Origin of the sequence: Halomicrococcus gelatinilyticus (assembly GCA_024227995.1) — an archaeon.
GTDB classification, from domain to species: Archaea; Halobacteriota; Halobacteria; order Halobacteriales; family Haladaptataceae; genus Halomicrococcus; species Halomicrococcus gelatinilyticus.
In genome coordinates this window covers 1,389,665-1,409,383 of the sequence record CP100465.1, presented here as the reverse complement: position 1 = coordinate 1,409,383, position 19,719 = coordinate 1,389,665, and the positions used below count along the sequence as shown (strand labels likewise).

General features: G+C 69.1%; 22 protein-coding genes. 11 read left to right on the top strand and 11 right to left on the bottom strand.

Annotated features, from left to right (window positions below; translation table 11 throughout):
- Window positions 1-44: 44 nt before the first annotated feature.
- Together thyA and NKT36_RS07515 are read left to right on the top strand one after the other, a co-directional pair.
- A complete protein-coding gene (gene thyA, locus NKT36_RS07520) occupies window positions 45-1,040 on the top strand; it encodes a thymidylate synthase (protein WP_327053340.1) in 996 nt (331 codons plus the stop codon).
- Complete coding sequence (locus NKT36_RS07515) at window positions 1,040-1,552, top strand: dihydrofolate reductase (RefSeq protein ID WP_327053339.1); 513 nt, start codon at window positions 1,040-1,042, stop codon at window positions 1,550-1,552. The genes thyA and NKT36_RS07515 overlap by 1 nt, the downstream gene beginning before the upstream one ends.
- 27 nt (window positions 1,553-1,579) lie before the next feature.
- On the opposite strand, the gene NKT36_RS07510 is transcribed toward NKT36_RS07515, so the two are convergent.
- Window positions 1,580-1,963, bottom strand: a complete 384-nt coding sequence (locus NKT36_RS07510) for a hypothetical protein (protein ID WP_327053338.1) — start codon at window positions 1,961-1,963, stop codon at window positions 1,580-1,582.
- Between the two features lie 123 nt (window positions 1,964-2,086).
- Between NKT36_RS07510 and thpR the strand changes: the two genes are divergently transcribed.
- From thpR to NKT36_RS07490, 4 genes are all read left to right on the top strand, one after another.
- Window positions 2,087-2,641, top strand: coding sequence for an RNA 2',3'-cyclic phosphodiesterase (gene thpR, locus NKT36_RS07505; protein WP_327053337.1), 555 nt, complete (start codon window positions 2,087-2,089; stop codon window positions 2,639-2,641).
- 175 nt (window positions 2,642-2,816) lie between these two features.
- The gene (locus tag NKT36_RS07500; protein ID WP_266079873.1) at window positions 2,817-2,969 is read left to right on the top strand and encodes a 50S ribosomal protein L39e; all 153 of its coding nucleotides are present in this window, start codon (window positions 2,817-2,819) and stop codon (window positions 2,967-2,969) included.
- Complete coding sequence (locus tag NKT36_RS07495; RefSeq protein ID WP_327053336.1) at window positions 2,969-3,247, top strand: 50S ribosomal protein L31e; 279 nt, start codon at window positions 2,969-2,971, stop codon at window positions 3,245-3,247. Before NKT36_RS07500 ends, NKT36_RS07495 begins: the two co-directional genes overlap by 1 nt.
- A gap of 4 nt (window positions 3,248-3,251) precedes the next feature.
- Window positions 3,252-3,917: a translation initiation factor IF-6 gene (locus NKT36_RS07490; RefSeq protein WP_327053335.1), complete on the top strand. Its 666-nt coding sequence runs from the start codon at window positions 3,252-3,254 to the stop codon at window positions 3,915-3,917.
- 90 nt (window positions 3,918-4,007) lie between these two features.
- On the opposite strand, the gene NKT36_RS07485 is transcribed toward NKT36_RS07490, so the two are convergent.
- The 3 genes from NKT36_RS07485 to NKT36_RS07475 form a co-directional block, all read right to left on the bottom strand.
- A complete protein-coding gene (locus tag NKT36_RS07485; RefSeq protein WP_327053334.1) occupies window positions 4,008-5,006 on the bottom strand; it encodes a methyltransferase domain-containing protein in 999 nt (332 codons plus the stop codon).
- A gap of 93 nt (window positions 5,007-5,099) precedes the next feature.
- Window positions 5,100-6,113: an AAA family ATPase gene (locus NKT36_RS07480; RefSeq protein ID WP_327053333.1), complete on the bottom strand. Its 1,014-nt coding sequence runs from the start codon at window positions 6,111-6,113 to the stop codon at window positions 5,100-5,102.
- Between the two features lie 132 nt (window positions 6,114-6,245).
- On the bottom strand, window positions 6,246-8,447 hold the full coding sequence (locus NKT36_RS07475; RefSeq protein WP_327053332.1) for a DUF7282 domain-containing protein: 2,202 nt from the start codon (window positions 8,445-8,447) through the stop codon (window positions 6,246-6,248).
- Window positions 8,448-8,667: 220 nt separating this feature from the next.
- Between NKT36_RS07475 and rnz the strand changes: the two genes are divergently transcribed.
- Window positions 8,668-9,594, top strand: a complete 927-nt coding sequence (gene rnz / locus NKT36_RS07470; RefSeq protein ID WP_327053331.1) for a ribonuclease Z — start codon at window positions 8,668-8,670, stop codon at window positions 9,592-9,594.
- A gap of 80 nt (window positions 9,595-9,674) precedes the next feature.
- Complete coding sequence (locus tag NKT36_RS07465; protein ID WP_327053330.1) at window positions 9,675-9,878, top strand: DUF7470 family protein; 204 nt, start codon at window positions 9,675-9,677, stop codon at window positions 9,876-9,878.
- 95 nt (window positions 9,879-9,973) lie between these two features.
- Here NKT36_RS07465 and NKT36_RS07460 read toward each other — a convergent pair whose 3' ends face one another.
- From NKT36_RS07460 to NKT36_RS07450, 3 genes are all read right to left on the bottom strand, one after another.
- Window positions 9,974-10,801, bottom strand: a complete 828-nt coding sequence (locus NKT36_RS07460) for an endonuclease/exonuclease/phosphatase family protein (protein ID WP_327053329.1) — start codon at window positions 10,799-10,801, stop codon at window positions 9,974-9,976.
- 4 nt (window positions 10,802-10,805) lie between these two features.
- Window positions 10,806-11,090 carry a hypothetical protein gene (locus NKT36_RS07455; RefSeq protein ID WP_327053328.1) on the bottom strand — a complete coding sequence of 95 codons (285 nt, stop codon included), beginning with the start codon at window positions 11,088-11,090 and terminating at the stop codon, window positions 10,806-10,808.
- 143 nt (window positions 11,091-11,233) lie between these two features.
- On the bottom strand, window positions 11,234-12,220 hold the full coding sequence (locus NKT36_RS07450) for a tyrosine--tRNA ligase (protein WP_327053327.1): 987 nt from the start codon (window positions 12,218-12,220) through the stop codon (window positions 11,234-11,236).
- 109 nt (window positions 12,221-12,329) lie between these two features.
- On the opposite strand from NKT36_RS07450, the gene NKT36_RS07445 reads away from it, so the two are divergent.
- Entirely contained in the window at window positions 12,330-12,770 is a 441-nt protein-coding gene (locus tag NKT36_RS07445) for a DUF2267 domain-containing protein (RefSeq protein WP_327053326.1), read from the top strand.
- Between the two features lie 22 nt (window positions 12,771-12,792).
- Here the strand turns inward: NKT36_RS07445 and NKT36_RS07440 are convergent, their stop codons facing one another.
- On the bottom strand, window positions 12,793-13,953 hold the full coding sequence (locus NKT36_RS07440) for an SPFH domain-containing protein (RefSeq protein WP_327053325.1): 1,161 nt from the start codon (window positions 13,951-13,953) through the stop codon (window positions 12,793-12,795).
- Window positions 13,954-14,085: 132 nt separating this feature from the next.
- Between NKT36_RS07440 and NKT36_RS07435 the strand changes: the two genes are divergently transcribed.
- A complete protein-coding gene (locus NKT36_RS07435) occupies window positions 14,086-15,369 on the top strand; it encodes an adenosylhomocysteinase (protein WP_327053324.1) in 1,284 nt (427 codons plus the stop codon).
- Between the two features lie 48 nt (window positions 15,370-15,417).
- On the opposite strand, the gene NKT36_RS07430 is transcribed toward NKT36_RS07435, so the two are convergent.
- The 3 genes from NKT36_RS07430 to NKT36_RS07420 all read right to left on the bottom strand — a co-directional run bounded on the left by NKT36_RS07430 (window position 15,418) and on the right by NKT36_RS07420 (window position 17,749).
- Entirely contained in the window at window positions 15,418-15,717 is a 300-nt protein-coding gene (locus NKT36_RS07430) for a hypothetical protein (RefSeq protein ID WP_327053323.1), read from the bottom strand.
- 48 nt (window positions 15,718-15,765) lie between these two features.
- The gene (locus NKT36_RS07425; RefSeq protein WP_327053322.1) at window positions 15,766-16,506 is read right to left on the bottom strand and encodes an MBL fold metallo-hydrolase; all 741 of its coding nucleotides are present in this window, start codon (window positions 16,504-16,506) and stop codon (window positions 15,766-15,768) included.
- An 85-nt stretch (window positions 16,507-16,591) separates the two neighbouring features.
- The gene (locus tag NKT36_RS07420) at window positions 16,592-17,749 is read right to left on the bottom strand and encodes a GNAT family N-acetyltransferase (protein WP_327053321.1); all 1,158 of its coding nucleotides are present in this window, start codon (window positions 17,747-17,749) and stop codon (window positions 16,592-16,594) included.
- 276 nt (window positions 17,750-18,025) lie between these two features.
- Here NKT36_RS07420 and NKT36_RS07415 point away from each other — a divergent pair, with 276 nt between their 5' ends.
- Window positions 18,026-19,696, top strand: a complete 1,671-nt coding sequence (locus tag NKT36_RS07415; protein WP_327053320.1) for a class I adenylate-forming enzyme family protein — start codon at window positions 18,026-18,028, stop codon at window positions 19,694-19,696.
- Window positions 19,697-19,719 lie beyond the last annotated feature (23 nt).

The following is a 19,719-nucleotide window of genomic DNA, read 5'->3' as shown; positions in this document are numbered from 1 at the left end:
CGGATATCCGATACTCCTTTGAGGTGCAGCGAGAACGGTCGCGCATGGAGCAGTATCTCGGACTCGTCGAATCCGTGCTCCGGGAGGGGACGTACAAGCCCAACCGGACCGGCGTCGACACCCTCTCGACGTTCAGCCAGCACTACGAGGTGGACCTCCAGGAGGGCTTTCCCCTCCTGACGACGAAGAAGATGGACGGCTTCCGCTGGGACTCGATGATCCACGAACTGCTGTGGTACCTCTCCGGCGAGGAGCACGTCCGGAACCTGCGCGAGAAGACCGGCATCTGGGACGAGTGGGCCGACGAGGAGGGTCACCTCGACACCGCGTACGGGCGCTTCTGGCGGCGCTATCCCGTCCCAGAGGAGGGGCTGCCCGGCGAGTCGTGGCCCGACGACGACCACCGCTGGATGAACGACGACGAGCGCACGTTCGACCAGGTGCAGTACGCCGTCGACCAGTTGCAGGAGAACCCCCAGTCGCGCCGCATCGTCGTCAACGCCTGGCACCCCGCCAACGCGGCGGTGAGCACCCTGCCGCCCTGTCACTACACGTTCGTCCTGAACGTCCAGGGCGACCGCCTCAATCTCCACCTCACCCAGCGCTCCGGCGACGTCGCGCTCGGCATCCCGTTCAACGTCGCGGCGTACGCCCTCCTCGCGACCGTGATCGCGCGCCAGACCGGCCTCGAGGTGGGGTCGTTCGCCCACACCGTCGTCGACGCACACGTCTACTGCGGCGACGGCGAGCGCGGCGAGTGGTACCGCGACACCCTCGACGAACTCCAGGAGCGCGTCGCCGCCGTCGACGACCGCGACGGCTTCCTCGCGGTTCGCGACTGGCTCACCCGCGAGGCACCGGGCGACAACGAGGGGGACATGGACCACGTCCCCAACCTGTTGACCCAGCTCTCCCGCGAGCCGAACGAGCGGCCCGAACTCCGCGTCGACGCCGACTCGCTCGCGGACCTCACCTACGAGGACGTCGGTGTCGAGGGGTACGACCCCCATCCCGGGCTCAGCTTCGGGGTGGCGGAGTGATGGACCTCGTCCTCGTCGCCGCCGTCGCGGCGAACGGCGTCATCGGTCGGGACGGCGAGATGCCGTGGCACTACCCCGAGGACCTGGCGCATTTCAAGGAGACGACGACCGGCCACCCGGTCGTCATGGGGCGGACGACCTACGAGAGCATCGCGGCGCAACTCGACGGCCCGCTGCCCGACCGCGCGAACGTCGTCCTCTCGACGAGCGACCCCGACGTGCACGAGGCGGTCGCCGTCGTCGAGAGCGTCGACGATGCGGTCGACGCGGCCGCCGACGCAGCCGACGAACTGGGCGTCGACACCGCCTACGTCGTCGGCGGCGCGTCCGTCTACGAGCAGTTCCTCCCGCGCGCCGACGCGCTCGTGCTCACGGAGATCCACGACTCCTACGCGGGCGACACCTGCTTCCCGGAGTGGGAGGACGGCGCGGGCTGGACCGCCGACGGGTGGGAGGAAGTGGCGCGCGACGACCGCGAGGAACTCTCGTTCGTGCGCTACGAGCGCCGATAGTTCGCCGGCCGCGCCGACCCTGCTATTCTAGCTCGCGTTACCGCGCCACTGAATCGCCGGGTTCGCCCACGCGACGAGCGCGCCGACGAGGAGTGCGAGGACGCCCGCGCCGAGCGTGGTCGGCGTGACCGTCGTTCCGTCGATCGGGTCGACGTCGAGCACCGCCCAGAACGCGAGCGCTGCGAGCCAGCTCACGAGGCTGAACAGCCACACCTGCCGGTAGGCGACCGACAGCCGGCCGGTAGCGACCAGCGTCCCGACGACGATGCCGGGGAGCAGCCACAGGAGGACGGCCTGCCAGTCGGTGATGCCGCTGACGAAGGGAGAGACGAGTACGCTGGTCGGCAGCCCGACCAGGAGGGCGCTGCCGACCACGATGCCGGCTCGTTCGAGTGTGTTCGGGGAGACCATGTTCGTTCGTTCCCGGCCAGCGGTATACGCTTTCTCCCGGTTCGCACGCCGCGACCCCACGAACGTCGAACTTCGTCCCGCGGAGCGCCAACCTACAAGCCGCCGGCCGGCCACTGTTCCGACATGCGACTGTTCGTCAGCATCGACCTCGACGACGACCTGACCGAGGCCGTCGCGGGCATCCAGGAGCGGTTCGCGGACGCGAGCGGGCTCAGCTTCACCGACCCCGCGCAGGCGCACGTCACGCTGAAGTTCCTCGGCGACACCGACTCCGAGCGCGTCCCCGAAATCACCGACGCCATCGCTGAGGCCGTCGACGACGTCGACTTCGGGCCGTTCGAGGCCGAGTTCGGCGGCCTCGGCGTCTTCCCCAGCCTCGACTACATCAGCGTGGTGTGGCTCGGGGTCCGGGACGGCAGCCAGGCGATGACGCTGCTGCACGAGGCGATCGAACCGCGGGTCTACGACCTCGGGTTCGAGCCCGAGGAGCACGACTTCACGCCCCACGTCACCCTCGCCCGGATGGAGCACGCCGGCGGGAAGGAGCTCGTCCAGGAGGTCGTCCGCGAGAGCGACCCCACGGTCGGCCCGATGGCGGTCGACCAGGTCAGGCTGACCGAGAGCGAACTGACCGCGGACGGGCCGGTGTACTCGACGGTCGAGACGTTCGACCTCTGACGACGGCGACGACGGACCGGCCGGCCGTACGTGGGCGGATCACACGGACGGCGAACGCGGCCGCTCGCCCCCAGCGCGGCCGTCTGGCGGTAGTGCGGCCGGGGAGCGCCGCCGGAACCTACCGCTCCACCAAAAGAACAAGATTTTATGCGACGACGGGGAAGAGCCTACCACTATGGGCAAGAAGTCGAAGGCCAAAAAGAAGCGACTCTCCAAGCTGGAGCGTCAGAACAGCCGCGTCCCGGCGTGGGTCATCATGAAGACCGACCGTGACGTGATGCGAAACCCGAAGCGCCGTAGCTGGCGGCGTAGCGACACCGACGAATAATGAGCGCGAGTGACTTCGAGGAGCGTGTCGTCACCGTCCCGCTCCGCGACGCCAAGGCGGAACCGAAGCACAAGCGCGCCGACAAGGCGATGACCATCGTGCGCGAGCACCTCGCCCAGCACTTCAAGGTGGACGAGGTGGACGTCCGTCTCGACCCCTCCATCAACGAGGCCATCTGGTCGCAGGGGCGCAAGAACCCGCCGAGCAAGCTTCGCGTGCACGCCGCCCGCTTCGAGGAGGAGGGCGAAGCGGTCGTCGAAGCAGAGTACGAAGAGTAGAGCGTTGCTCCGCGCCGCCTTCAACGGTTCGTCGTACGTCGGCGTTTACGCTCGCAGCACTGACGAGTATCTCCTCGTCCGTCCCGACACCGACGACGACCTCGTCACCGACGTAGCTGACGAACTCGGCGTCGACGCCGTCAGGACCACCGTCGGCGGGTCGTCGACCGTCGGTGCGCTCGCCGTCGGTAACGAGAACGGCCTGCTCGTCAGCAGTCGCGTCTCCGACCGCGAGCGCGACCGCATCGAGGACGCCACCGACGTCGAGGTGACCGAACTGCCCGGACGCATCAACGCCGCCGGGAACGTCGTGCTCGCCAACGACAGCGGTGCGTACGTCCACTCGGACCTCTCGCACGAGGCGGTCCGGACCGTCTCGGACGCGCTCGACGTGCCCGTGGAACGCGGTGCGCTCGCCGGCGTCCGGACCGTCGGCACCGCCGCCGTCGCGACGAACTCGGGCGTCCTCTGTCACCCGAAGGCGACGGACGACGAACTCGACGCGCTGGAGGACGTCCTCGACGTGCCCGCCGACATCGGCACCATCAACTACGGCGCGCCGCTGGTCGGCTCCGGCCTCATCGCGAACGCCCACGGCTACGTCGTCGGGCAGGACACGACCGGTCCGGAACTCGGCCGCATCGAGGACGCGCTCGGCTACATCGACTGACCACTCTCCCTTCTGCGACGCTGTCACCCTGCCCTAGCGCCGCCAGCGAAAGTCACCGCTAGCGACCGGCGTCACCAGCGAGCGATACTCTCAGTCGTCCCCTTCGAGGACGACGACGTACCGCGTCAGCGACCGGTGGACCCGCCGCTCGAAGGTGTCGGTAACCGTCCAGCCGCCGTCGCGGGCCGCGTCGGCCCACGAGCGGTCGCCGACGACCACGGCCCGGGGGGCGACCCGTCGCGCTTCTGCCAGCGCGCCAGCCACGAGGTCGTCCAGGTCGAGGTTCGCGATCTTCGACTGGCGGCCGTACGGCGCGTCGAAGACGACGCCGTCGACCGCGTCGTCGCCGAACGGGAGGTGGGTCGCGTCGCCCCGAACCGTCGCCCAGTCGGCGTCCGGCACGTACGCCGCCAGGTTCTCCGCCGCGCCGCGGGCCATCTTCCGTTGCGCGTCCACGCCGAGGGCGCGCGCGCCGACGAGCGCGGCCTCGACGAGCACGCCGCCCGTGCCGCACATCGGGTCGAGCACCGTCGCGCCGGAGCGCGCACCGGCCACGTTCGCCAGCGCGCGGGCGAGCAGCGGGTCCATGCTCCCGGGCTGGAAGAACGGACGGTCTGTCGGCTTGCGCTCGCCGAAGTCGCGGCGGCTCTCGGCAGTCAGCCAGCCGAGCACGCAGACGTCGTCGTCCGAGCCGCGTGGCGGCTCGCGACTGAACAGCGCCCGCAGTTCGTGGTCGGGGTCGTCGAGGTCGACGGCGAACCCGCGGTCGACGAGCACCTGCCCGAGGTCGCGCTCGACCTGCTGGGTGTCGACGCCGGTGGTGTTGCGCACGTCCCGGGCCCGCACGGCGACGGTGCCCTCCCGCTCTATCGGTGCGGCCTCCAGCAGCGCGCGGGCGCTCGCCGGGTCGGCGTCGGTCTCGCCGACCAGTTCGCTGGCGCGGTGGGTGTACGCGAGGTGGCGCACGCGGTCGGTCAACGCCGTCGCTCGCGCGAGACCGGGCGCGACCCGCTCCACGTCGGTCGCGGCGCTAGCGGCCTCGCGGGCGGCGAACGCATCGTCCTCTCCGCCGAGTTCCAGTACGTACACGTCCTGTTTCCGGGTTGGCTCGGCCGCTCTTTTGCGTTCCGGAACGCGTCGCTCTCTGGTCGGTGGTAGCAGCGATTGCCACTCGATAGAAGGCTACTCGCTCGCGCCGAGTTCCGCGAGCATGTGGGAGATGTGGATGCGGTCGCTGGTGCCCTCCGCGAGGTCCATGTCGACCTCGCCGGCGAGCCGGTAGGCCTTCGCGAGGCGGTCGCCGGTGTAGCGGTTCGAGCGCGAGATGGCGTCGAGCATCTCCTCCAGTACCTCCCCGCCGCTGTACCCCTCGTCGATGAGGAGGTCGTCGAGCGTCTTGCGCGCGTCGGTGAACTCGCCGTCCTCGGCGGCCTCGAGCATCTCCTCGACGCGGCCGCGGACGCCGAACTCCCGGAGCACCTCGTAGGCGTCGGTCGACACCGCGCCCTCCTGCTCGTACAGCAGTTGCGCGCCGAGGATGGCCTTCCGGAGGTCGCCGCGGGCGTACCCCGCGACGAACTGCAGGCCCATGTCGTCGTACTCCGCGCCCTCCGCGTCGAGGATTGGTTCGAGCACCGCGACGATCTCCTCCTCGGTCGGCTCCCGCATCGCGACGGGGAAACAGCGCGACTTGATCGGCGGGATGAGCTTCGTCGGCTGGCGCGTCGTCACGACGAACTGCGTCGTCTCGTGGTGGCGCTCCATCACGCGGCGCAGCGCCTGCTGGAAGTCCTCGCGGATGGCCTCGGCGTTGTCGAGGACGATGGTCTTGTACCCGCCCGAGACGGGCGAGTAGCTGGCCGACTCCTTGAGGACGTGGTTGATGAGGTCGGCCTTCGAGGAGTTGCGCCGCCGCTTGGAGTCGATGAAGGAGGCGAAACGTGGGTCCTCGCTGATCTCCTTCTTTGTCATCTGGAAGAAGTCGGCGACGTTGATCTCCACGAGGTCGTTGTCCGGGTCCTCGTGGGCCTCGCGCGCCAGCGCCCGCACGGCAGCCGTCTTGCCGCTCCCCCGTGGGCCGTAGAGCACGAGGTTGATCGGCTCCTCGACCGCCTTCTGGAGGTACTCGCGCACCTCCGGCTGGGGCAGGTCGGACAGCTCGGGCGCGTGCGTCTCGGTCCACAGCGGCGCGTCCATCGGGCGCGTCTACGAAGTCGCCGGGTATGAATCGGTCGGTTGCTGGACGTGCCGGGCCGCCGGGGCGGCGATTCGACTCCCGGTCGTGCACCACGAAAAAGGATGGCTACCGAGCGTCAGTCGGGGGACCGATTACGCTGCCGTCGTAGTTCCCTGGTCGGCGGCGGTGGTAGTCTCGTCAGCGACCGCGGCGGTCGTCTCATCGACGGCGGCAGTGGTCGTCTCCTCAGCGACTGCGGTGGTAGTCTCGTCAGCGACCGCGGCGGTCGTCTCATCGACGGCGGCAGTGGTCGTCTCCTCAGCGACTGCGGTCGTCGTCTCGACAGCGGTCGTCTCGTTGGCGACGGTGGTCGTCTCGTTGGCGACCGCCGTCGTGGTCTCTTCGGCGGGCGTCGTCGTCTCGGCAGCTTCCAGCGTGATCGCCGCTATCTCGCCGAAGTTGCGCGCGTAGACGCCGTGCGTGTACGTCCCCGGACCGACTGCCGACGTGTCGATCTCGTACGTGATCGACGTGTTCTCGCCGGGACCGAGCGAGACGTTCTTGCGCTGGATGACGTCACCCTGGAGCCGGAAGTCCACGGGCTGGGTGAGCGTCTGGTCGGTCGGGTTGGTGATGGTCGCGTTGACCAGCAGCGTCTCACCGACCGTGGCGTTCAGCGGCGCCTCGAGATCGGTGACGTCGAGCGACGGACCCAGGTCGGTCACGTCCTCGACCTCACCTGCGGCCGTGGTGGTCTCTGCAGCGGTCGTCGTCTCCGCGGCCGTCGTGGTGGTCTCCTCAGCCGTCGTGGTCGTCTCTTCGACCGGCGTCGTGGTCTCTTCTTCAATCGGCGTCGTCGTCTCTTCGGCAGCGGTCGTGGTCTCTGCAGCGACCGCGGTGGTGGTCTCCTCAGAGACCGCGGTCGTCGTCTCTGCGGCGGTGGTGGTCTCCTCAGAGACTGCGGTGGTCGTCTCTGCGGCGGTCGTCGTCTCTTCGACCGTGGTGTTCTCCTCGGCAGCGGTGGTCGTCTCTGCGGCCGTCGTCTCGCCCGCCTCGACGGTCACCAGCGCGGGGTCGATGACGACCCGGTTGTCGACCACGTACGGGATGTCTTCGGTCCCGTTCGAGGTCGAGAAGTCGTACACCTGGTTGTCGTTGCTGTCCAGGTGCGGCATCGCGATGAGCGTCTGGGTCTCGTCGAGCGGCTCGTCCAGCGTCACCGTCACGTCGGTGTGCACCCCAGGCTCGAGGTACTGGGAAGCGCCGACGACGCTCCCGAGTGCGTCACCCTGGAGCAGGCTCCGGTCGTGGACGACGACGAAGCCGCCACGGGACATGTTCACCGAGTCGATGGTGACCGTCTCGCCCGTGGTCGTCTGGTTCTCGAAGGTGACGTTCGCCGCCAGCGGTGCGTCGCTTGGCTCACCCGTCTCGTTCTGGACGGGACCGTCGGTCATCCCGGGCATCGCCGGCAGCTGTGCGTCCGGCGGCAGTTCGACGTTGAACGTGACGTTCTCGACCGTCACGTCGCTCACGACGATCTGGGTCGTCTGGAGCTGCCCGTCCATCGTGACGTCGGCGTCCTCGGCGGCTTCTTCGGCCTCCTCGGCGGCTGCCTGGACGTCCTCCTCGTCGGTCCGGCTCACGGCGTCTTCGACGCTTGCGCCGCCGAGCAGCTTGGTCAGGTTCACGTCGACCTGCTCGTCCTGCAGGTCGAAGCCACTGACCGAGACGGTGCGCTCCGGCTCGCCGTCACCGATGACGAACGACCACTGGTCGATGGTCATCTGCTCGACGCGGAACGTGAACTCGTTCTCGGCCGGCTCTTCGGGCGCTATCTCCTCTTCTTCGACGACGGTGACGTTCGCCTCGTCGGTGATCGCCTCACCGTTCTCGGTGTACGGGTCGTCAACGTCGCCCCCGCCCATCACGAAGTCGTACACCAGGTTGTCGTTGGTGTCCTCGTGCGGCATCGCGATGAGCGTCTGGCTCTCGTTGATGGGTTCGGCGAGCGTGATGCTCAGGTTCTCGTACGTACCCGGTTCGAGGTACACCGAGGCGCCGATGACGCTTCCGACGGCGTCACCCTCGAGCAGGCTCTCGTTGTGGATGGCGACGAACCCACCCTCGGACATCGTCACCTCTTCGACGACGATTTGTTCTCCGGTCGTTTCCTGTTCGTCGAACGTGATGCTTGTCTCGTTAGGAATCTCCTCCTGTGTCAGACTCGACGGTTGCGCATCTGTTGCCGCGCTGGACGCCCCCGGTGCTGCCAGTGATACTGCTGTTCCGCTGGCGAGCACCAGGAGAACGGCCATGACGGCACTGCTTATCTTTCTCTGATTGCGTGTCATATCTCCCTCCTGAACCGCAGAGGAAGCGAACGACGAGTTTCCGGATAAACGCGCCAGACCGTTCACGACCAACTGTCGAGGAAGGTGCAGTTAGGCCGGTCCTTCGGCCGGTCCGCCTTCACCTACTCGGTGCGTTAGGTTCGGATTTCGTCCCCCTCGGGAGACCGGGACGCGGTTTCGAAGCCGGTTTAGCCGTCCGGACCACAACGTTGGACGACCGATGTCGATGCGCGTCACCTTCCTGGGAACGAGCGGGGCAGTGCCGACGACGAGCCGCAACCCGAGCGCCATCTTCGTCAACCGCGAGGGCGACCGCCTGCTGTTCGACGCTGGGGAGGGGACCCAGCGCCAGATGATGCGCTTCGGCACCGGGTTCGCCGTCTCCGACCTGTTCGTCACCCACATCCACGGCGACCACGTGCTCGGCATCCCCGGTCTCGTCCAGACCATGGAGTTCAACGAGCGCGAGGACCCGCTGACGATCCACGCGCCCCGCGGAACGGGCGACGAGATCGAGGCCCTCGTGCACGCCGTCGGCAACCGGCCCTCGTTCCCCGTCCGCGTCACCGAGGTCACGCCCGGCGAGACGGCGGTCCGCCGCGAGGACTACGAGGTGCGCGCGTTCCGCGTCGACCACGACGCCAACGCCGTCGGCTACGCGCTCGTCGAGGACGAACGCAAGGGGCGCTTCGATCGCGAGCGCGCCGAGGAGCTCGGCGTCCCCGTCGGCCCGAAGTTCTCGAAGCTCCACGAGGGCGAGCCCGTCGAACTGGACGACGGCACCGTCGTCCGCCCGGAGCAGGTCGTCGGCGACCCCCGCCCCGGCCGGCGGTTCGTCTACACCGGCGACACGCGTCCGTCGGAGAACGTCGTCGCCGTCGCCGAGGACGCCGACCTGCTCGTCCACGACGCCACCTTCGCGAGCGACCGGGCCGACCGCGCCGCCAAGACCGCCCACTCGACGGCGGCACAGGCCGGCGACGTCGCCCGCCGCGCCGGCGCGGCTCGCCTCGCGCTCACCCACGTCTCCTCACGCTACGCCAACGACACGTCCGCCCACCGCCGCGAGGCCAACGAAGCGTTCGACGGTGAGGTGCTGGTCCCCGACGACGGTCAGGTCGTCGAGGTGCCGTACCCCGACGAGTGACGCGGTCGGCCTTCCGGCCGGGTGACCTCGCCTCGAACGCAAGTGGCAGGTTTAAGTCACGCCCGGACGCAGACCGGACCATGTTCGACAAACTCGGCGCGAAAGGGCTGGTCGGCCTGCTCGTGCTCGTCGCTGGCGTCGCCGTCATCGCGCTGGAGAACATCCTCATCGCGGCCGGCATCGGTCTCGTCGTCGTCGGCGTCGTGCTGGTGGCGTGGGGCCTCGTCTCGGGCCTGATGGAGAGCTTCGGCATGGGCGCGATGATGGGCGGCGGGTTCGAGTAAGCCGCGTCCGTCCGGTTCGTATCGCCTTGCCGAACACCGACCACCACTGACGTCCTGCTCGGACTCTCGTCGACGAGGGCCGACGGCCGATTCTCTCACCTCGACGTGTCGTTCAGCTCCGGGAGCGAGACGTCCGCGACGACCGGGAGGTGGTCGGACGCGTACCGCCCGCTCGCGTAGGCGTCGCTCAGGATGCCGTGGAGGACGACCTCCACGTCGCTGCTGACGAAGACGTGGTCGATCTTCTTGTCCGGGATGAGGTTGGAGAAGTCGGTCATCGACGTCTCGGGGCCATGGTGGCCGTACTTCGAGTAGCGGTGGCTGTCGCGCAGGGTGCGCCCCCGACTGGACTGGGTGCGACCGGTCAGTCGGACGTAGGGCGGCGACCCCGCGCGGCAGTTGAAATCGCCGGTGATGACGACGGGGTCGTCGGGGACCAGTCCGTCGATGCGATGCAACAGCAGTTTCGCGGCGTTCAGCCGCGACTCCTCGCCCGCGTGGTCGAAGTGGGTGTTGAAGTGCCAGAACGTCACGTCGGTGAACTGCTCGCGGAGTTCGACGTAGTGGGCGAGTCGCGGCAGGTTGGCATCCCAGCCGACGCTTCCCGGTTCGTCGGGGGTCTCCGACAGCCAAAATATCCCTTCCCTCTCCAGATTGAACCGGTCGCGGTCGTAACCGATGGCGGCGTACTCGCCGGCGTTCTCGACCTCCTTCCGGCCGGCCGGCAGCCACTCGTATCCCGGTAGCCGCTCGCTCAGGTCCTGTAGCTGGGCGTGCAGCGCCTCCTGGAGCCCGACGACGCCCGGCTTGTGGAAGCGGATCGCGTTGGCGATCTTGTCCCGTCGCTCGCGCCACACGTTCTCGCCGTCGTTGGGATTGTCGTACCGGATGTTGTACGACATCACGCGGAGGTCGACCGCCATGAGACTACGAGTACACCGTGCTCGCTATCCGTCCCTCGTGCTCGTCGACCAGCCTTCCGATCTCGGTGATGTCGTCGGGAGAGACGTTCGGATTCCCCGTGGAGCAGCCGCGGATGAGCGTGAGTCGGCCCATCAGGTATCCCCGCACCCACATCTCGCCGTAGTCGGTGAGGGTGTTCTTGTCCTCGATTATCTCGTCGGTCCTGTACTCCTCTCGCAGGTTGTTGGCGATACTCGTCGCGAGGTGGGTGACCGTGTCCTCCAGGAACTTCCGCTCGTGCTCTTTCATACGCCACTCCAGGGCGGCGACGGCAATGCCGTTACCGGCCGCTCGCAGGCGGTCGCGAGCGGCGGAGACGGCGGGTGTTCGTCGAATAGATCGGATGGAGCTCCGCAGGAGAGCGGTCGGTCGGTCGGACGAGGGCCAGCCGATCAGCTCTCGCCGTCGAACTCTGCGAGCTTCTCGCGGCCGGGTTCGATGAGGCGGTCGAGGTACTCCGCCAGCGCGGACTTGGCGTCCGCGGGGTGGAGTTCGCCGCTCTCGAGGTCCTCGGCCAGCGTTTCGTAGTCGTCGTACTCGAGGTCCCCGCCGTACTGCTCGGGGCGCTCGACGACGACGCGGTCGAAGCGCGGGAAGACGTGGTACTCGAAGACCTGGAGGACGGGGTTCTCCAGGTCACCCTCGGGGTCGCGGGTCGGCGGACAGAACGCCCCGTTGACCTTCTCCTCGACGTCCCCGGTCGAGTCCTGCATCGAGATGGTGACGCCCTCGCTGGAGGACATCTTCCCCTCGCCGGAGGAGAGTTCGGCGATGAGCGGGGTGTGGAGGCAGGTCGGCGCGTCGTAGCCGATGCTCGGCAGCGTGTCGCGGGCGAGCATGTGGACCTTGCGCTGTTCCATCCCGCCGATGGCGAGGTCGATGTCGAGGTACTCGATGTCGAGCGCCTGCATCAGGGGGTAGACCGCCTGCGAGACCTTCGTCGACTCGCCGCTCTGGATCTCGGCCATCGCGCGACTCGCGCGGTTGAGCGTCGTCTCCAGTTCGAGCGCGTGGAGGTCGAGGACGTAGTCGTCGTCCAGCTGGAACTCCGAGCCCATGCGGAACTCGGTGTTCGCCTCGTCGAGGCCGTAGGCGATGAACTGTTCTTTCATCCGCTCGGCCGTCTCCCGGATCTCCTCGAACGTCCCCTTGTCGTTCAGGTAGGCGTGCACGTCCGCCAGCAGGATGACGACCTCGAAGCCCGCCTCCTGGAGGTCGATGAGCTTGTTCGCGCCGAGCATGTGGCCGATGTGGAGCACGCCGGAGGGCTCGTACCCGACGTACGCCCGCTTCCCCTCGGGCGACTCGGCGAGCTCCCGCACCTCCTCTTCGGTCACGAGTTCCGCGGCGTTGCGAGCGATTAGCTCGTAGGCGTCCATGCGCGCAAAAAGACTCCTCGCGTGCTTTAGCGTTACGTCATGGGTCGCCGTCCGGTCGCTGACCCCGCCGCCGTTCCGGTTAAGACGCTGGCCGTCGTCGGCGGGAACCATGGAGTACCAGGCTTTCATCCGGGCGGTCGAGGAGCGCACCGACCTGTCGACTGCCGACGAGGCCGACGACGCCGTCGGCGCGACGCTGGTGACGCTGAGCGAGCGGATTCCCGACCAGGAGGCCCAGGACCTCGCCTCCCAACTCCCGACCGAGGTCGGCTCATACCTCACAATCGCCGACGGATCGACCTCGTTCGGCTTCGACGAGTTCGTCGCTCGCGTCCTCGAACGCGAGACCGTCACCGAGATCGACGAGCGCGACGCCGCCGTCGAGCACGCGCAGGCGGTGATCGCCGTCCTGCTCGACGCCGTGACCTCCCGGGAGAGCGACGACGTGCTGTCGTACCTGACGAGAGACTACGAACGCCTCTTCGAAGGCGTGGACCCGGAGGAGGTGTGGGGGCCGGGCTGGCGCGAGCGTCTCGGCGAGGCGGGCTGACGAACGGTCGCGGACCGCCCGCTTACTCCTGTTCCTCGACCGGTTCGAGTTCCCGGTCGTCGTCTTCTTCTTTCTCCCAGCGCGCCGCGTCGTCCTCGAACTCGGTGGCCGACGCCTCCGACCCCGACAGCATCGCCTCGACGTCGTCCAGACCGAGCAGCGCCTCCGTCTCGGGGTCGAACTCCTGGGCGTCGAGCGTCGGTCCGTCCGTCGCGACGTCGCTGCCGGTGAGGTGACGGCCGTAACGGCCGAGCATCGACGACAGCTCCTGGGGCAGGACGAACGTCGTCGCCTCGCCCTCGCCGACGGCCGACAGCGTCTCCATCCCGCGGTCGACGACGGCGCGCTCGCCCATCGACTCCGCGGCCCGTGCGCCGAGGACGGTCGAGACGGCACCACCCTGCGCTTCGAGCACCCGGCTCTGCTTCTCGCCCTGCGCCCTGATGACGTTCGCGCGCTTCTTCCCCTCGGCGCGTTCGACGGCGCTGCGGCGCTCGCCCTGCGCTTCGAGGATCATCGCGCGGCGCTTGCGCTCGGCGCTGGTCTGGCGCTCCATCGCCGCCACGACGCCGCCGCTGGGCATCACCTCCTGGACCTCGACGGCCTCGACGCGGACGCCCCAGCCGTCGGTCGGCTCGTCGATCTCCTCGCGGATGCGGGCGTTGATGCGGTCGCGCCGGCTCAGCGTCTCGTCCAGCTTCATGTCGCCCAGCACGGCCCGGAGCGTCGTCTGCCCGAGGAATGCGACGGCGCGCTCGTAGTCGTCGACGTCGAGGTAGGCCCGCTCGGCGTCCATCACCCGGACGTAGAGCACGGCGTTCGCGCTGACCGGCGAGTTGTCGCGGGTGATGGCCTCCTGGCGCGGCACGTCCAGCGTCCGCGTCCGCATGTCGAAGGTGTGGGTGCGGCTGACGAACGGCGGGACGAAGTGCAGCCCCGGTTCGAGCAGGCCGCGGTACTCGCCGAACACCGTCAGCGCCCGCTTCTCCGTCGCGTCGACGATCTCCACGGCGCTGTTGACTCCCGCGACGACCACTGCGAGCACGAGCAGGCCCGCAACTGTCAGGGGGTCGAGTGCCGGGAGGGCGAACAGCGCGACCGCCACGAACACGAGGGCGAGGAGGGCTCTCCCGAGACCCACCCGCCGGGAGAACTTCCCCAGGGCGTAGAACGGGTGCTGCATACTCGTACAGAGTGGTACCAGTCGCTTAACGCTTCTGCGGGGGTGACCCTCGATTGGTCGTCCTCCGCGGTGGCCGTCGTCGCGATGGCCGACTTCGGTACCGTTTTGGGCGCGGTCGCCAACCTCCGAGGTATGACGGAGTATCCGGCCATCAGCGAGCAACTCGACGACGTCGAGAGCGCTCGCGAAGAGGGCCACCGGAAGATGGACTGGGCGCGCGAGCACATGCCGATCATGACCGCCATCGGCGAGGAGTTCGAGGACGACCAGCCCCTCGCCGGCGAGCGCATCGGCATGGCGATGCACGTCGAGGCGAAGACGGCCGTCCTCGTCGAGACGCTCGCGGACGGCGGCGCGGAGGTCGCGGTCACGGGCTGCAACCCGCTCTCGACCCACGACGACGTGAGTGCCGCACTGGACGAGCACGAGAACATCACCTCCTACGCCAAGCGCGGCGTCGACGACGACGAGTACTACGCGGCCATCGAGGCCGTCATCGACCTGGAACCGACCGTCACCGTCGACGACGGGATGGACCTCGTCGCCGCCATCCACGAGGACTACCCCGAACTCATCGACTCCATCGTCGGCGGTGCCGAGGAGACGACGACCGGCGTCCACCGCCTGCGCGCGATGGACGAGGACGGCGCACTGGAGTACCCCGTCTTCGCCGTCAACGACACGCCGATGAAGCGCCTGTTCGACAACGTCCACGGCACCGGCGAGTCGTCGCTCGCCAGCATCGCGATGACGACGAACCTCTCGTGGGCCGGCAAGACCGTCGTCGTCGGCGGCTACGGCTACTGCGGCAAGGGCGTCGCGAAGAAGGCGGCGGGCCAGAACGCCAACGTCGTCGTCACGGAGGTCGAACCCCGGCGTGCGCTCGAGGCCCACATGGAGGGCTACGACGTGATGCCGATGGACGAGGCCGCCGCCGAGGGCGACGTGTTCATCACGACGACGGGCAACCGCGACGTCGTCACGCGCGAGCACTTCGAGCGGATGAAGGACGGCGTCCTGCTGGCCAACGCCGGCCACTTCGACGTCGAGGTCAACCTCGACGAACTCTCCGACATGGCCGTCGCCGAGCGCGAGGCCCGCGAGGGCGTCCGCGAGTACGAGATGGCGGACGGCCGCCGGCTCAACGTCGTCGCCGAGGGCCGCCTCGTCAACCTCGCCGCGCCCGTCGCGCTGGGCCACCCCGTCGAGGTCATGGACCAGAGCTTCGGCGTGCAGGCCGCCTGCGTCCGCGAACTCGTCGAGAACGGCGACGAGTACGAGGCGGGCGTCCACGACGTCCCCGACGACCTCGACCGAGAGATCGCCGAGATAAAGCTGGACGCCGAGGGCGTCGAGTACGACGACCTCACCGACGAGCAGGCGGAGTACATGGACAGCTGGCAGCACGGGACGTAGACCCGGGTCGACGGTCCCGTCCGAATCTCTCTTCTGCGCGCCGGCGAGCTACAGCAGGTACGGGGCGAGCACCAGCGCGGCCACCACGACGGCCAGCGCCGCGCCGACCCATTCGAGTCGCCGGTCGGCCAGCCGTCCCTTCGCCAGCATCGTCCCGCCGACGCCGACGAACAGCGCGGCCGCGAGCAGCGCGTACGCCTGGCTCACGAGTCCGTTCCCGGGGACTGCATGGACCGCCCCGAGCGCCAGTTCGGCGACGAAGTGTAACCCGACGAGCACGAGTACGCCGCCCGCGAACCGGCGCACCTTGTCGCCCGCCATCCGCGCGGACGTGGTGTCTGATGACATACCACGTGCTGACGGCCGGGGGCCATTTCAATGTTCTGACCCGAACGGTCAGAAGAACTCGACCAGCGAGTCGTCGTCGTACGCCCCGAGGTTCTCCCGGAGCCTCTCGGCGTCGAACGGGTCGCCGTGCGCCGGGTAGAGCGTCCGCGCGCCGGCGTCCAGCAGTCGCTCCCAGCTCCTGTACAGCTCGTCGACGTCGGTCACGAAGACGGGACAGTACCGGATGCCCGCCCACAGCGGCCAGCTCATCGCCGCGTCGCCGGGGAACGTCGTCCCGTCGTCGAGCACCACCGAGATGGAGTCGATGGTGTGGCCCGGCGTGTACAGTACCTGCCCCTCGATGCCGCGCTCGCGCAGCACCTCGTCGTCGTCGCCCGCGACCCGGACGTCGTCCGGCCGAAGTTCGACGGGCGGGAACGTCAGGTCCCAGCCGGGGTTCAGCAGCTTGCGCAGCTTCGCCAGGTAGTAGATGCGCCGGTTCAGGTAGCCGCCGCCGTGCTGCCTGTCGTTCTCGCCCGTCCTGAGCAGTTCCTCGGCGGCCTCGTGGGCGATGATCTCCAGGTCCGTGTCGGCCAGCAGGTCGGCGACGAACCCCGCGTGGTCGTCGTGGTGGTGGGTCAACAGCAGGTGCTCGACCTCGGACACCGCGACGTCGCGCTCGCGCAGTTCCTCGCGGAAGCCGTCGTAGTCTTCCTCGTACCCCGTATCTATCAGGAGGTATCCCTCGTCGGCCTCCAGGAGGTAGCAGTTCGTCGTCCCGGAATCGAGGCGGGTGAATCTCGTTCCCACGGTCGACCAACGTGGCGCGCCGGTGATAAGCGGACGTGCCGATTCCCGGCGTCCGGCACGCCGCCGTCGGCACCCTGCTCCCCGGTCACCCGACCTCCAGTTCGCAGAACGAGAGCCGCCAGGCGTCCGAGTCGGCGAGGTGGTGACCGTTGAGGACCCACTCGTCGACGCCGCGGTCGGTGATCGGGCGTGCGCTGAACCAGTAGGTCGCGGTGAATCGCGAGAGCGGGAAGCGGTCGTTCCCGACGAACCCGTGCGACGCGAGCACCGACCGGGGAATCGTCCGGCCGGCCGCGGCGAGGAGGTCGGCGTCGGCGTAGTCGCTGACGACCCGACCGAGCAGCGTCGAGAGCCGGTCGCTGCGACGCCGACCGCCGCCGACCGGCAGCGCGTCCGAGACGTGGGCGACGTCGGGTCCGACGTCGCGCTGCTCGCCCACGACCAGTGCAGCGACCGGGACGCCGCTGCGTCGCAGGACGTACGTCGCGTAGGAGTACCGTGGGTTCCGGAACCGCCACTCGACGAACTGTCGGTTCCGCACCGCGGTCGCGTGCGGCGTGGGGCGGTGCGCCGCGACCTCGGCGAGCAGCGCCGCGGGGGTCCCCGCGTAGCGCTCGACGCGTCCCTCCGCCGTCGCGTTCCCGAGCCGGTCGCGGGCGGCGAGGTACCCCTCGACGCCCGCCCCGAGCCGGGTCGCGAGGCGCTTCAGCAGGTCCGTCTCCGCCGCGTCGACCAGTGCAGCGGGGTTCTGGACCCGGTAGTACTCGGGGAACCGTTCGAGTATCCCCTCGTCGAGCGACAGTTCCTCGGTGAGCTTCTCCAGTCCGCCCTTCACCGCCTCGTTCGGGAACCCGACGACGACGGACGGCTCCCGCGGTCCGTAGTGGTCGTAGACCGCCGCCGCCAGGCGGGTGAACAGCCCCCGTCGGCGGTGGTCGGGGTGGACCATCGGGTCCACCTGCACGAGCGCGAGTTCCCGCTCGCCGCCGACGGACAGCGGGAGCGGCAGGCTCGGCCGCGCGCCGACGACCTCGCCGTCGCGCTCCGCGACGAATATGGGGACGTCGGGATGGTAGGGATTGTCGACGAACTTCCAGTCGAACCACTCCCCTCCGCCGCGGCTGTCGCCGAACACCGTCTCGTACAGCGAGAGCACGCCGTCGCGGTCGCCGGATACGTACCGGCGGATCGTGTACGCGTCGTCCGTCGACCGCGAGCCCGGTCGCGTCGCTCGGTCAGCCATCGTCGCGGCTTCGCCGACGCGACGGTTAAATCGGCTCGACCGTTCGCCGCGTAACGGTCGGGGAAACCGCGCGGTCGTGGAGTCGTCGCCGTTAGGTGCCGTGGACCGCGGTCGTAGGCCGTCTGTACCGGTGGTTAGTCCGTTCCGTCCGTCGAAGTCGCTCGCCCTGAACACCGCATAGCCGCTTCCATCCGACCCGTCGCCGTCCGGATACGCCACGTCTACGTCAGTGAACGGTTCCCCTGCTTTTTTCCCGCAGTCGTCGGCGTGCGAGGCATGGAATCCGCTGCGTTCTCGGCGACGGCCCGGTCGGGGAACGTCGGGAGACTGTACGACGAGACGGCCGCGACCCATCCGAACAGGCTCGCTATCGAGACGAACAGTGCGACCGGCGAGCGGACAGGGGAGGCGGACGGTGCAACTGGTGGCCGTTCAGGGACGACGTACACGCACGCAGACCTGCGCGACCGGTCGGCGCGGTTCGCCGGTGGACTGCGCGACCTCGGTCTGACGCCCGGCGACCGCGTCGGCGTGTTCCTCCCGAACCGCCCGGCGTTCGTCGTCGCCGCGCTCGGCGCGATCAAGGCCGGCACCCCGTTCGTCCCGCTCAATCCCCAGTTCCGCCCGCGAGAGGTCGCCTACCGGCTCGACGACGCGGACGCCGCCGCGGTCGTCGTCCACGAATCGCTGCTCGGAACCCTCGAGACTGCGCTCGACGGGCTCGACGCCGACCCGACCGTCGTGGTCCACGCGGACGGCGCGCCGCGGAGCGAGACCGGCGACGACGCGCGGGGCGTTCTCGACGGTTCCGCCGGCGACGACCGCACCGCGGCCGACGTTCGGTTCGTCGACGTCGACGGCGAACCGTTCGTCGCCGGCCGGGACGGCGACGACGTCGCCATGCAGCCGTACACCAGCGGCACGACCGGCGAGCCGAAGGGCGTCCTGCTCACGCACCGCAACCTCCGCGCGCAGTCGTTCGTCGGGTTCGAGCGCACGACGCTCGACGCCGAGGAAGAGCGGTTCCTCTCGGTGCTGCCGCTGTCGCACATCGCCGGGTTCGTCAACCGGACGTGGCAACCGCTGGTGCGCGGCGCGTCGGTGTACCTCCGGGACCCCCAGGAGTGGGACCCCGGGGCCGCGATGGCGACCATCGAGGCCGAGTCCATCACCAAGTTCGGCGCAGTCGCCGCGATGTACGTCGACATCATCAACCACGAGTCGTTCGGCGAGTACGACCTCTCCAGCCTTGCGGAGGCGATGGAGGGCGGCACGGACATGCCGGTCGCCGTCCAGGAGCGGTTCGAGGCGGAGGCCGAGGTCGACCTGTTCGAGGCGTACGGCCTGACCGAGACCGGCGGCGGCACCCACGCCGGCATCAACGCCACCTTCGGCCCGCGGCCGGGCACCGTCGGCCAGCCGTTCCGCGCGACCGACTGCAAGGTCGTCGACGAGGACGGCGAGGAGGTGTCGCCCGGCGAGTCCGGCGAACTGCTCGTTCGCGGCCCGCACGTCATGGCCGGCTACCACGACCGGCCGGACGAGACGGCCGACGCGTTCACCGACGACGGCTACCTCCGGACCGGCGACGTCGTCCGCCGGGACGAAGACAACTACTACGAGGTGCTCGGCCGCAAGTCGGACGTCATCCTCACCGCCGGGTACAACGTCTACCCGAACGAGGTCGAGGAGGTGCTCCACGAACACCCGAGCGTCGAGGACGCGAGCGTCGCCGGCGTCCCCGACGACCGCCGCGGCGAGACGGTGAAGGCGTTCGTCGTCCCGGCCGACGGGACCGACCCGGACGCCGAGCGCCTCCGGCAGCACTGCCTGGAGCACATGGCGGCGTACAAGCATCCGCGCGAGGTCGAGTTCGTCCAGCGGCTCCCCCGGACGACCAGCGGCAAGGTCCAGCGGTTCAAGCTGGCGAGCGGCGGCGACGACTGACGGGAGCGAACCGGTGGAAAACG

Excerpts from the sequence above, each read along its gene's own strand:
- thyA (WP_327053340.1), top strand. The coding sequence starts at position 45 with ATGGAGCAGTATCTCGGACTCGTCGAATCCGTGCTCCGGGAGGGGACG.
- NKT36_RS07515 (WP_327053339.1), top strand. The coding sequence starts at position 1,040 with ATGGACCTCGTCCTCGTCGCCGCCGTCGCGGCGAACGGCGTCATCGGT.
- NKT36_RS07510 (WP_327053338.1), bottom strand. The coding sequence starts at position 1,963 with ATGGTCTCCCCGAACACACTCGAACGAGCCGGCATCGTGGTCGGCAGC.
- thpR (WP_327053337.1), top strand. The coding sequence starts at position 2,087 with ATGCGACTGTTCGTCAGCATCGACCTCGACGACGACCTGACCGAGGCC.
- NKT36_RS07500 (WP_266079873.1), top strand. The coding sequence starts at position 2,817 with ATGGGCAAGAAGTCGAAGGCCAAAAAGAAGCGACTCTCCAAGCTGGAG.
- NKT36_RS07495 (WP_327053336.1), top strand. The coding sequence starts at position 2,969 with ATGAGCGCGAGTGACTTCGAGGAGCGTGTCGTCACCGTCCCGCTCCGC.
- NKT36_RS07480 (WP_327053333.1), bottom strand. The coding sequence starts at position 6,113 with ATGGACGCGCCGCTGTGGACCGAGACGCACGCGCCCGAGCTGTCCGAC.
- NKT36_RS07475 (WP_327053332.1), bottom strand. The coding sequence starts at position 8,447 with ATGACACGCAATCAGAGAAAGATAAGCAGTGCCGTCATGGCCGTTCTC.
- rnz (WP_327053331.1), top strand. The coding sequence starts at position 8,668 with ATGTCGATGCGCGTCACCTTCCTGGGAACGAGCGGGGCAGTGCCGACG.
- NKT36_RS07465 (WP_327053330.1), top strand. The coding sequence starts at position 9,675 with ATGTTCGACAAACTCGGCGCGAAAGGGCTGGTCGGCCTGCTCGTGCTC.
- NKT36_RS07460 (WP_327053329.1), bottom strand. The coding sequence starts at position 10,801 with ATGGCGGTCGACCTCCGCGTGATGTCGTACAACATCCGGTACGACAAT.
- NKT36_RS07455 (WP_327053328.1), bottom strand. The coding sequence starts at position 11,090 with ATGAAAGAGCACGAGCGGAAGTTCCTGGAGGACACGGTCACCCACCTC.
- NKT36_RS07450 (WP_327053327.1), bottom strand. The coding sequence starts at position 12,220 with ATGGACGCCTACGAGCTAATCGCTCGCAACGCCGCGGAACTCGTGACC.
- NKT36_RS07445 (WP_327053326.1), top strand. The coding sequence starts at position 12,330 with ATGGAGTACCAGGCTTTCATCCGGGCGGTCGAGGAGCGCACCGACCTG.
- NKT36_RS07440 (WP_327053325.1), bottom strand. The coding sequence starts at position 13,953 with ATGCAGCACCCGTTCTACGCCCTGGGGAAGTTCTCCCGGCGGGTGGGT.
- NKT36_RS07435 (WP_327053324.1), top strand. The coding sequence starts at position 14,086 with ATGACGGAGTATCCGGCCATCAGCGAGCAACTCGACGACGTCGAGAGC.
- NKT36_RS07430 (WP_327053323.1), bottom strand. The coding sequence starts at position 15,717 with ATGTCATCAGACACCACGTCCGCGCGGATGGCGGGCGACAAGGTGCGC.
- NKT36_RS07420 (WP_327053321.1), bottom strand. The coding sequence starts at position 17,749 with ATGGCTGACCGAGCGACGCGACCGGGCTCGCGGTCGACGGACGACGCG.
- NKT36_RS07415 (WP_327053320.1), top strand. The coding sequence starts at position 18,026 with ATGGAATCCGCTGCGTTCTCGGCGACGGCCCGGTCGGGGAACGTCGGG.